The 12,122-nt window shown below is 40.0% G+C and carries 8 protein-coding genes; 5 read left to right on the plus strand and 3 right to left on the minus strand.

Annotated features, from left to right (window positions below; genetic code table 11):
* The first annotated feature begins 109 nt into the window (after positions 1-109).
* On the plus strand, positions 110-2,479 hold the full coding sequence (arcB, locus tag BTO08_RS00680) for an aerobic respiration two-component sensor histidine kinase ArcB (protein ID WP_105059495.1): 2,370 nt from the start codon (positions 110-112) through the stop codon (positions 2,477-2,479).
* Positions 2,480-2,551: 72 nt separating this feature from the next.
* Here the strand turns inward: arcB and arcA are convergent, their stop codons facing one another.
* Entirely contained in the window at positions 2,552-3,271 is a 720-nt protein-coding gene (gene arcA, locus BTO08_RS00685) for a two-component system response regulator ArcA (protein ID WP_008988472.1), read from the minus strand.
* 714 nt (positions 3,272-3,985) lie between these two features.
* On the opposite strand from arcA, the gene BTO08_RS00690 reads away from it, so the two are divergent.
* A complete protein-coding gene (locus BTO08_RS00690) occupies positions 3,986-4,483 on the plus strand; it encodes a putative 4-hydroxy-4-methyl-2-oxoglutarate aldolase (RefSeq protein ID WP_105059496.1) in 498 nt (165 codons plus the stop codon).
* Between the two features lie 14 nt (positions 4,484-4,497).
* Here BTO08_RS00690 and BTO08_RS00695 read toward each other — a convergent pair whose 3' ends face one another.
* Positions 4,498-4,965 (minus strand): hypothetical protein, encoded by a 468-nt coding sequence (locus BTO08_RS00695; RefSeq protein ID WP_105059497.1) that lies wholly within the window; start codon positions 4,963-4,965, stop codon positions 4,498-4,500.
* A gap of 173 nt (positions 4,966-5,138) precedes the next feature.
* Positions 5,139-6,857, minus strand: a complete 1,719-nt coding sequence (aceK, locus tag BTO08_RS00700; RefSeq protein ID WP_105059498.1) for a bifunctional isocitrate dehydrogenase kinase/phosphatase — start codon at positions 6,855-6,857, stop codon at positions 5,139-5,141.
* A gap of 424 nt (positions 6,858-7,281) precedes the next feature.
* Here aceK and thrA point away from each other — a divergent pair, with 424 nt between their 5' ends.
* The 3 genes from thrA to thrC are packed head-to-tail and all read left to right on the plus strand — an operon-like array spanning position 7,282 to position 11,988.
* Positions 7,282-9,741 carry a bifunctional aspartate kinase/homoserine dehydrogenase I gene (gene thrA / locus BTO08_RS00705; protein ID WP_105059499.1) on the plus strand — a complete coding sequence of 820 codons (2,460 nt, stop codon included), beginning with the start codon at positions 7,282-7,284 and terminating at the stop codon, positions 9,739-9,741.
* Between the two features lies 1 nt (position 9,742).
* Entirely contained in the window at positions 9,743-10,699 is a 957-nt protein-coding gene (gene thrB / locus BTO08_RS00710; protein WP_105059500.1) for a homoserine kinase, read from the plus strand.
* A gap of 2 nt (positions 10,700-10,701) precedes the next feature.
* Positions 10,702-11,988, plus strand: coding sequence for a threonine synthase (thrC, locus tag BTO08_RS00715; RefSeq protein WP_105059501.1), 1,287 nt, complete (start codon positions 10,702-10,704; stop codon positions 11,986-11,988).
* Positions 11,989-12,122 lie beyond the last annotated feature (134 nt).

Consider the following 12,122-nt stretch of genomic DNA (forward strand, 5'->3'; position numbering starts at 1 on the left):
TAAAGGTTACAGTTTCAGCCTTTTATTTTGGCGCTATTAATATCAGCGCTTATGATTAACAGGTTTACTCGTCACTTTGACGGCATCTTTCTTCTTTTGGTATTCAGTGATGAAACAAGTCAAAATATTAGCTCAGTTTTATGTCGATCTTCTGGTTAAATTGGGGATCGTGCGTTTTAGCCTACTTCTTGCGTTAGCCTTGGTTGCATTAGCCGTTGTTGTTCAGGTGAGTGTGACGTTGGTGTTACATGGCACCGTGAATAATATTGATATCGTGCGATCGGTGACATTTGGTTTATTAATAACGCCTTGGGCTGTTTACTTTCTATCTGTTGTCGTCGATCAGTTAGAAGACTCACGTCAACGCTTGTCGAAGTTAGTCACTAAACTGGAAGAGATGCGCTCGCGAGACATGGAGTTAAATAAGCAACTTCAAGACAATATTGCGCAGCTAAATCAAGAAATAGAAGAAAGAGAAAAAGCGGAAGAAGCACGTGAAGAAGCGATGCATGATCTTGAGAATGAAGTTTATCAGCGTGAGAATGCTCAGCTTGCTGTGGCAGAGCAAAGTGCATTATTAAAGTCTTTCTTAGATGCTTCACCTGATTTGATTTATTACCGCAATGAAAAAAATCAGTTCTCAGGGTGTAACCGAGCAATGTCAGAGTTGCTTGGTAAAACAGAAAAAGAGCTCGTTGGCTTAACACCTTGGGATGTTTACCCTGAAGAAGTTGCTAAGAAAATCATTAAAACTGATGAAGAAGTGTTTAGTGAAAATAGTGCAACAACGGATGAGCAGTGGTTAGTTTATCCAAATGGTAAACGTGCGTTATTTGAACTTCGTAAAGTGCCATTTTATAACCGCAACGGACGTCGCCTTGGTCTAATGGGCTTTGGACGTGACATCACTGAGCGTAAAAAATATGAAGATGCGTTAGAAAAAGCAAGTAGCGATAAAACTTCATTTATTTCAACCATTAGCCATGAGTTACGCACCCCACTCAATGGTATTGTTGGTTTAAGTCGTATGTTACTCGATACAGATCTTACTGATGAGCAACGTGGCTATTTGCGTACAGTACATGTTAGTGCGATCACCTTAGGAAATATCTTTAACGATATTATTGATTTAGATAAATCAGATCGCCGTCGTTTAGAGTTGATGCCAAAACCATTGGATTTCAACGAGTTCATTGATGAAATGGGGAATATTTCTCAGTTAATGGCAGAGCAGAAAGGATTGCGTTTTGACCTAGAGTGCTTAACTGAACTGCCAAAAAATATTGAAGTCGATAGCACGCGATTGCGTCAAGTGTTGTGGAATCTTATTGGTAATGCGACCAAGTTTACTAAACAAGGTGGTGTGATTTTATCGGTTAGCAGCGAAATTCATGAGCACGATGCTGATATTATCTTTGAAGTAGAAGATAGCGGTGTTGGTATTCCTAAGTCTGAAATTGATAATATTTTTGCAATGTATTATCAGGTGAAACAAGGTGACGATAATATTCATGCAGTAGGAACAGGGATTGGCCTTGCCGTTTCTCGTCAGCTTGTTCAGCTAATGGGGGGAGACATCACTGTTCATTCTGAAGTGGGTGAAGGCAGCACCTTTACGGTGAAAATTCGCGTTCCGTTAGTGGAAGATGTTATTGAAGAAGAAATCGTGACCGAAGTAAAACCAGAGCTTACTGGTTTAAGTATCTTCATGGTGGAAGATATTGAGTTAAATATCACGGTTGCTAAATCCTTGCTTGAAAGTTTAGGTCATGAAGTCACGGTGGCAATGCGAGGTGATGAAGCCTTAGCGATGTTTAAACCAGAAGATTATGATTTGGTCTTGTTAGATATTCAATTACCCGATATGACAGGCTTTGATATTGCGCAGAAACTACGAGAAAAATACCAAGATTTGCCTGCATTGGTTGCTCTAACTGCTAATGTTATCAGTGATAAAAGCGAATACCTTGAAAAAGGTATGGATGAAGCCATTAGCAAGCCATTAAGCGTGAAGGCTATTACTGGTGTGATTGAAAATCTCGTTCTAAGTTGTAGTTATGAGGAAGATGAAATTAACGATTTAACCGATACAAACAGTGATGGAACAGGGCCTAGCGATAAAATGATCGACAAGTTACTCGACTTGGAGATGTTGACCTCTTACGTTGATATTGTAGGGACAAAACCTGTTTATGCGAGCATCGAAATGTTTGAAAAAATGATGCCAGATTACATTGCGATCTTAGACTCGAATATGGTCGCGAAAGATCAAGATGGGATTAAGTTTGAAGCGCATAAAATTAAAGGTGCAGCAGGCTCTATCGGTTTAAAACACATTCAGCAAGTCGCACAAAAAGCACAGTCTCCTGAACTTCCTGCTTGGTGGGAGAATATCAATGACTGGGTTGATGAAATTAAAAATGGTTACCAAAACGATATTGATGTGCTGAAAACATGGTTAAAGCAGTACGAGAAATAGAGTGATGACTATGCATTAAATATAAAAAAGGCTCCTTAGGAGCCTTTTTTATTATGGTCAGAACTTAACGAATTACTCTTCGCCAAGATCGCCACAGAAACGGTAACCTTCACCGTGAATTGTCGCAATGATCTCTGGCGTATCAGCAACAGATTCGAAGTGTTTACGGATACGACGAATAGTTACATCAACTGTACGGTCATGTGGCTTAAGCTCACGGCCCGTCATCTTCTTAAGAAGATCTGCACGAGTTTGGATCTTGCCTGGGTTTTCACAGAAGTGAAGTAGCGCACGGAATTCAGAACGTGGAAGTTTGAATTGATCACCGCTTGGGCTTACTAGTGAACGACTGTTGATTTCAAGAGACCAACCGTTGAACTCGTAACGCTCAACCAATTTCTTATCTTCAGTAGGAAGACCTTGGTTCATAGCACGAGTCAGTAAGTTACGTGCACGGATTGTTAATTCACGAGGGTTGAAAGGTTTTGTGATGTAATCATCAGCACCAATTTCAAGACCAAGGATCTTATCTACTTCGTTGTCACGACCTGTTAAGAACATTAGCGCCATATCGCCTTGTTCACGAAGCTCACGAGCAAGTAGAAGACCATTTTTACCTGGTAGATTAATATCCATGATCACAAGGTGAACAGGATTCTCAGAAAGCATTTGGTGCATTTCTGCGCCATCGTTAGCTTCAAAAACTGTGTAACCTTCCGCTTCAAAAATACTTTTTAGGGTGTTACGTGTTACGTGCTCGTCTTCTACGATAAGAATGTGAGGGGTTTGCATTGGCAGTACCTAATATCAAAAAACAAATCTGTATGAACAGAGTAAGTTAAATTCTATAAAAAAAATTCACATATAGGCAAAGTATTAACAAGAATACTTATTTGTTACGAAATCGCTGCCTATGTTGGTACACCATCCTTTTCCCGATAATTAAAACTATCGAAATACCTCATATATTGAGGTGTTGGCTACACTCTCCCTAATTGATGCAGCGATTGTATTCACTTAACAGCTCTCTAACAATGTTGTGCGTTTGTTTAGTATAGCTATTTATATGTTTGTTGATTTATATCAAACAGAATGAGCAAAGATAGGTTATTCACTCTTATTTTTAACAATATCGACAAAACTCTAGTAAGTAGATTACTTTCACGTTAAATATTGATGCAAAACATACCGATTGTGTGTTTTTCGAGCTATAACTTACATTAACTACAACATGTTATTTACGTTATGTTTTTAATTGTAACATTGACGTCGTTATGTTGCATGTTTTATGTGTGATGAATTTAAACCTGATTTTTTATTAGATTGGCGCTAAAAGCAGTTAATACGTCTTCTATATAGCTATTTTGTTTATAACGTTACCTTTATTTCGAGCTACGCTGTTTTCTGCGTTTAACTATTAAGAGGTAGATAACATTGTTAATTTGCTTTTTGATGTTAAACAAGATGAGTATTGATGAAGTTAACTGATACTAAGGAGAGTGAGTGATGAAAGATTTGCTACCGGATTTATGCGATCACTATGAACAAGATATCCACTTTTTACCTATCGGGTGCCATGATTATGGTGGGAGAAACATTTTTTATGGACAGTGTGTCACGCTCAGATGTTTTGAAGATAATAGCTTAGTACGTGACATATTATCTCAAGACGGTACTGGTAAAGTGTTATTTATTGACGGCCATGGTAGTTGTCGACGTGCGTTACTTGGCGATCAATTAGCATTGTTGGCGATTAAGAATAATTGGCAAGGGATCATTGTTAATGGTGCGGTTCGTGATATAGCAACACTCGCGACATTAAATTTAGGTGTTAAGGCATTAGGAGGGTGTCCAATTAAGACAGTGAAGCGTCAAATGGGAGAGCTTAACGTGACATTAAATATCAGTGAAAAATTAGTTTATCCAGGTGATTATATTTATGCAGATTTAAATGGAATTATCTTGTCTAAGCAGGCGTTAGATTTATCTGTCTTAAATGACTAATATCTAACTTTTACTTAGAAGCTAAACCCTAATCCAAACTCTATGACTTGTTCGAGTTCTTCATAATCAACCGTTGCTCTAAGGTTTAGTTGGTCAGATACATCATATTGACTACTGACTTCTATCCCTAACTTAGTTTTTTCTTGAGTTGTTGCAGTATTTATTTCACTTTGTAGGCTGACTTTGGGCGTGAGATTATATTTAACACCTGATGCAATACCTCTAGACCCCCGCTGGGTTACTGTACCTGATGTTAATTGGGTACTTAAATAAAGTTGAGTATTTTTGGTGATGGTATAAGCGTACCCGCTGTCAATTTGCCAAACATCAAATGCGTTTTTATGACGTGACTGTGACGATAAAAACCATCCTGATGATTGTTCTTTATTGCCATTATAAGTGAGTTCGAAATCATCGTATTCAGAGGCAAATACAGGCTGAATCCCTAGTAACAAAATCATCCATAATAATAATCTCACCATACCATTATCTCTAATTATTATTTTATGTTACTAACTTTAGGGTATTCGTAGATAAAATGGCATTTCAGATTTGAGAAATAGACATCCTGTTTCACATTGTATGAGCCACTACGCTTATTTTATGCAAATAGTGCTTTCATTATTACAATTTGATGGCGTTTTTGTACGGTTCATTAGTGCTGATGGAATCGATATTCCGATGGATAAGGGATCACATCGGGATAATTTTCCTCCGCTATATTCTGTTGTAGTTTTTGCCAATAGCTAGCTTCAAATAGATCACTATGTAGTTCGTCAAATAATGTGCGTACTTTGGGGTTTATTAATAAAAAAGTACGAAACTCTTCGGGAAAGACATCATTGATTCCTACGCTATACCAAGGCTCTGCTGCCAGTTCATCTTCTGGATATCTCGGTGGTGGAATTTTACGAAAATTCATCTCTGTCATGTAGGTGATTTCGTCATAATCGTAAAACACCACACGTTTATGCCGAGTCACGCCAAAGTTTTTAAATAGCATATCACCAGGGAAAATATTAGCTGCTGCTAACTGCTTTATAGCTTCGCCGTATTCATTAATGGCATAGCGTAGTTCATCATCGTCTGCTTTTTCAATATAGAGGTTAAACGGCACCATGCGTCGCTCCATATATAAATGCTCAATCATAATCGTATCATCAGTCAGCGTAACGATTGAGGGAGCGATAGACTGTAGCTCTTGGATTAAATCTTCGCTAAAACGCTCTCGAGGGAAACAGAAATTACGATACTCCTGCGTATCCGCCATACGACCAACACGATCATGCTCTTTTACTAGCTGATACTTTTCTTTGACAGTGTTGTGGCTTATATCCTTTTGAGGTGCAAATTTATCTTTAATAATCTTAAAGACAAAATCATAAGATGGCAGAGTAAAAACCGACATCACCATGCCTTTTATTCCAGGCGCTACGACAAATTGATCGTCAGTCGTTGCCAAATGAGCTAAGAATTCACGATAAAACTCTGTTTTTCCATGTTTTTGGCAGCCAATCGCTGTGTAAAGTTCAGCAAGGGTTTTATTGGGAATTAACTGTGAAAGGAAACGCACTAATGCGGCTGGTGCTGGTGCATAAACCATAAAATATGAGCGAGCAAAGCCAAAAATAATACTGACATCGTTTACATCACAAATACATGCATCAAGATAAATCTCATGACTACTATCGTTTAAAATCGGAACGACAAAGGGACAGAAATCGCCATTAGAGAATGTGAGTTTTCCGATTAAATAGGCGGCTTTATTACGATAAAAAGGCTCACGAATAAGCTCTAGCGTTGTATCTTGATCGAACTTATTGCCTAGATCCCGTTGTAAGTGTTTGAGTAGTAGCTGGATATCTCTCGATTTATCTTGCCAAGTTAACGTAAAGGGCGTGTCGTCGAGCATTCTTTCAAACATCGCACTTAGGGTCGTTTTAACACGATAGTGGCGAGTTAGTGATGTTGGGTAGGGGGGAACACGATCTTCTTGTGAAGTATGAACGAACAATTTATCGCGATTAATATTTCGATGTTTGAATATACGGCAATATACTGAATTGAAGAAGCTCTCAGCAATATCGTAACGAGGATAGTCTAAAAGTAAATCTTGGTAGGCCATTTTCACAGCCATTAAAAAATCATGATTGGCGTATCGTTCACCTAGCATAATTTGAATTTGGTTTGTGACTAATTCAACATGATGATCATAAAAGCTGATGCGCTTCTTTAAAGCATTATGTACAAGCCCCCAATGCTTTTTTTCAAAACGTTCTTGTGCTTCAGCTGTTACATCGAGAAAGCGACCGTACATGGCATCAAAGCCTTGTAAGATGGTATGGGCAATTAATGATTCCATGGCAGCGCTCATTTGGTACTCCTCCCGATGCAATATATTCACGCCTAACTATGCAACGTAGTCCGCATGACTGCAAATAGAATAGCCATTTTTGTTAATTAAAGTGACTGATAATTGATTAATTTCGCTATCTATTGTGTTGTGCAATTGTAAAGATATTATTGACTCTAATGTATGATTGCTGTAAACGTAAGCTATTAGCAAAAAAGAATTTGTAGACCAATGAAGAATGTATTCAGCTCTCACGCCATTACACGCATTATTATTACCATTAACATCTTCGGTGTTAGTGCGGGCTGATATACGCAAAGATTAATAATAAGCCCGCAACTCATAATGAGCTGCGGGTTTTTTTTTAACGATTTTAAATTCACATATTTGAGTATATCTAGATGCGATAACTAGATAGATCAGGATAGTCACTCGGGAGTAGGGAATGCGAGTATTTAAATTTGGCGGTTCATCATTAGCCGATGCAGAGCGATTTTTAAGAGCAGCAGATATTATTGCGAGTAACGCTCAGCAAGGTGACGTTTCTGTTGTGCTATCAGCACCAGGGAAAGTAACAAATAAATTAGTTTCAGTGATTGATAACACCGTGAAAACTGGTGAATCATCACTACAGTTGGCCGATCTTGAACAGGTGTTTACTGAATTGTTCAATGGCTTAAAAGCTTTAGAGCCTCAGTTTGATAAAGCTGCTTTAGATGCAAAACTGGCGAGCTCTCTAGGACAACTAAAAGAGTATGTTCACGGTATTAAACTATTAGGTTTATGTCCTGATAACGTGTATGCGACGATTATCAGTAAAGGTGAACGTCTTTCTATTGCTGCGATGAAAGCTTTACTTGAAGCGAAAGGACAGCCTGCGAGCCTTATCGATCCTATTAAATATCTTTATGCTGAAGGTGATTACCTTGAGGCGCATGTCGATATTGAAATTTCAACGCAGAATTTCCGACGAGATCCATTACCTGCTGGGCATGTTTGTATTATGCCGGGCTTTACCGCAGGTAACAGCAAAGGTGAGCTAGTAACACTGGGTCGTAATGGTTCTGATTATTCTGCTGCAGTACTTGCTGCATGTCTACGCGCGGATTGTTGTGAAATTTGGACAGATGTTGATGGCGTCTACAGTTGTGATCCTCGCTTAGTCCCTGATGCGCGCTTGTTGAAGTCTTTAAGCTATCAAGAAGCGATGGAGCTGTCTTACTTTGGCGCTTCGGTACTTCACCCTAAAACTATCGCTCCTATCGCACAATTTCAAATTCCATGCTTAATTAAAAATAGCTTTAGTCCACAAGCTCCCGGGACATTAATTGGTCAAGACACAGGTGAAGATCAATTAGCCATTAAAGGTATTACCACCTTAAAAGATCTTACAATGGTGAACGTATCAGGCCCAGGTATGAAGGGTATGGTAGGTATGGCTGCACGCGTATTTGGCGCAATGTCATCTGCGGGTGTATCTATTGTGTTGATCACCCAATCATCGTCTGAATACAGTATTAGTTTCTGTATTGAATCGGCTGATCATGCTCAAGCTGAAAAAGCGCTAAATGAAAGTTTTGAATTAGAATTAAAAGAAGGCCTGCTTGAGACAGTTGAGTTTTCAGATAACGTATCGATCGTTACTTTAGTTGGCGATGGTATGCGCACTTCTCACGGCGTTGCATCACGTTTCTTTACCTCTTTGGCTGAAGTGGATGTCAATATTGTTGCGATTGCACAAGGATCATCTGAGCGTGCTATTTCAGCCGTTATTCCACAAAATAAAGTGCCAGAAGCTGTTAAAGCGTGTCATGAGAACTTATTTAATAGTCAGCATTTCTTAGATGTTTTTGTCATTGGTGTCGGTGGTGTTGGTGGTGAGTTGATCGATCAGATCCAGCGTCAGCAAAGTAAACTTGCTGATGACGGTATTGTTATTCGAGTCTGCGGTATGGCGAACAGCAAAGGATTACTCCTTAGCAGTGAGGGCTTTGACTTAGATAACTGGCGCGATCAAATGGGGGCATTGAATGAGCCACTCAACCTTGCTCGTATGATCCAGCTTGTTCAGCGTAATCACATTATCAACCCAGTGATCATTGATTGTACGTCGGATCAAACTATTGCTGAGCAATATGCCGATTACCTTGCTGCAGGCTTCCATGTTATTACACCGAATAAGAAAGCAAACACGGCTAGCATGGCTTATTACCAGCAATTACGCCAAGCTGCACGTTTAAGCCGTCGTAAATTTATGTATGACACTACAGTAGGTGCAGGTTTACCCGTTATTGAAAACTTGCAGAACCTATTGGCCGCAGGTGATGAACTACAGCGCTTCTCTGGCATTTTATCTGGCTCAATGTCATATATCTTCGGTAAATTGGATGAAGGCATGAGCTTTAGCGAAGCGACAACCGTTGCGCGTAATAATGGCTTTACTGAGCCCGATCCTCGTGATGATTTATCAGGTATGGATGTGGCACGTAAGCTACTTATTCTGGCACGTGAATCAGGGCTTGAATTAGAGCTTTCAGATGTTGATGTTGAACAAGCACTACCACCTGGTTTTGATGCTTCAGGCTCTGTAGATGATTTCATGGCACGTTTATCACAAGCGGATGCATACTTTACTCAATTAGCTCAAGAAGCGGCAAAAGAGGACAAAGTACTGCGTTATGTTGGTGAAATTGATAATGGCCATTGCTCGGTGAAAATTGTAGCGGTGAACCCTGATGATCCAATGTTTAAAATTAAAGACGGTGAGAATGCCTTAGCTTTCTACAGCCGTTACTACCAACCGATTCCACTGGTATTACGTGGTTACGGTGCGGGTACGGAAGTAACGGCAGCGGGTGTATTTGCCGATCTAATGCGTACATTAGGCTGGAAGCGAGGAGTATAAGATGAGTGTTGTTGTTTATGCTCCGGCATCGATTGGTAATGTGAGCGTTGGTTTTGATGTTTTAGGCGCGGCAGTATCGCCAATTGATGGCACCTTATTGGGCGATCGAGTAAAAGTGGCGGCGGGGCAAACATCTTTTAGTTTGCAATGCGTTGGTGCGTTTGTTGATAAACTGCCGCAGCAGGCTGAAGAGAATATTGTCTACCGTTGCTGGCAAGTATTTGCACGAGAGCTGGATAAAAAAGGGGTAACGTTACTCCCAGTTGATGTGACATTAGAAAAAAACATGCCGATTGGATCGGGCTTAGGTTCAAGTGCTTGTTCGATTGTTGCCGCATTAGATGCACTTAACCGTTTCCATGATCAACCGCTTAATGAAACAGAGCTATTAGCGCTCATGGGTGAGATGGAAGGCGAGATCTCAGGGAGCCTTCACTATGATAACGTCGCACCGTGCTTTCTTGGTGGATTGCAGTTCATGGTGGAAGAGCTTGGGATCATAAGCCAGAAAGTCCCTTGTTTTGATGATTGGTATTGGGTGATGGCTTACCCTGGGATTAAAGTTCCAACGGCTGAAGCGCGTGCAATTTTACCGGCACAATATCGTCGCCAAGATGTGATCACTCATGGTCGTCATTTAGGTGGTTTTATTCATGCCTGTCACTCAAACCAACCGCTGTTAGCTGCGAAGATGATCAAAGATGTCGTGGCTGAACCTTACCGTGAAAAGCTGTTACCTGGCTTTGTGCAAGCACGTCAGCATGCGTTAGATGCAGGGGCGATTGCGAGTGGTATTTCAGGCTCTGGACCAACCATGTTTAGTGTTTGCACCGATTTAGAGGTCGCTAAACGACTTGCACGTTGGCTCGAAGAACATTATGTTCAAAATGATGAAGGATTTGTTCATGTTTGTCGATTAGACAGCTTGGGCGCAAAAGTAACAGGAAGTGAGCTATAACAATGAAATTGTATAATCTAAAAGAACATCAAGAGCAGGTTTCATTTGGTCAGGCTGTACGTCAAGGATTAGGACGTAACCAAGGTCTATTTTTTCCATCAGAACTCCCTCAATTTAGCGATATTGATGCATTGCTAGAGATGGATTTTGTCACACGTAGTAGCAAGATCCTTTCCGCGTTTATCGGTGATGAGCTAAGTGAAGAAACTGTTAGCCAAATGGTTGATAGTGCATTTCAGTTCCCAGCACCTATCAATAAAGTAAAAGACGGCGTGTATGCGCTAGAGTTGTTCCATGGCCCAACATTAGCATTCAAAGATTTTGGTGGTCGCTTTATGGCGCAATCACTAGCAGCAGTAACGGCTGATAGTCAAAGTGATATCACGATTTTAACCGCGACATCAGGCGATACAGGTGCCGCTGTTGCTCATGCTTTCTATGGTATGGATAACATCAAGGTTGTTATTTTGTACCCGAAAGGCAAGATCAGCCCACTACAAGAAAAAATGTTTTGTACATTAGGTAAGAACATTACAACAGTTGCGGTAAATGGCACATTTGATGATTGCCAAGCATTAGTGAAACAAGCATTTGATGACGCTGAGTTGCGCAAAGAAGTGGGGTTAAACTCTGCTAATTCCATCAATATTAGCCGATTAATGGCGCAGATCTGTTACTACTTTGAAGCTGTTGCTCAACTGCCTAAAGCGGAACGTGAGCAATTAGTTATTTCAGTACCAAGTGGTAATTTTGGTAATTTAACGGCAGGCTTATTAGCTAAATCGTTAGGTTTACCTGTTAAACGCTTTATTGCGGCAACGAATGAAAATGACACTGTTCCACGTTATTTACAAACGGGTGAGTGGTCTCCAAAAGTCACTGTTCCAACTATTTCAAATGCGATGGATGTTAGCCAACCGAATAACTGGCCACGTATTGAAGAGCTTTGTCAGCTAAAAGGTTGGGGTTTAAATGAATTAGGTTATGGTGCTGTTACGGATGAGCAAACAGCTGAAACCTTAAAGCAAATGAATGAAGAAGGCTATTTATGTGAGCCTCATGGCGCGATTGCTTATCGTATTCTTAACGAGCAATTAAATGATGGCGAAACAGGTTTGTTCCTTTGTACTGCGCATCCAGCGAAATTTAAAGAAGTCGTGGATGAGATCTTAGATAAAGATATTCCATTACCTGCACCTTTAGCGAAGCATAATGCGATGGAATTATTATCTTTAGAACGTGATAATGATTTTGAAGCAGTGAAGGCGGTATTACGTTCAGTACAGTAATAACGAATAGTATTTAGCGTTAAAAAGGAGCCGAGGCTCCTTTTTTATTACTCTTTTATTACAGATAATAAAAAACGGCACATTTATCGTGCCGTTTTTTTATTGCTACGTACTTAATAAGGCAAGCTAGCAGG

This window comes from Photobacterium angustum (assembly GCF_002954615.1).
Lineage (GTDB): Bacteria > Pseudomonadota > Gammaproteobacteria > Enterobacterales > Vibrionaceae > Photobacterium > Photobacterium angustum_A.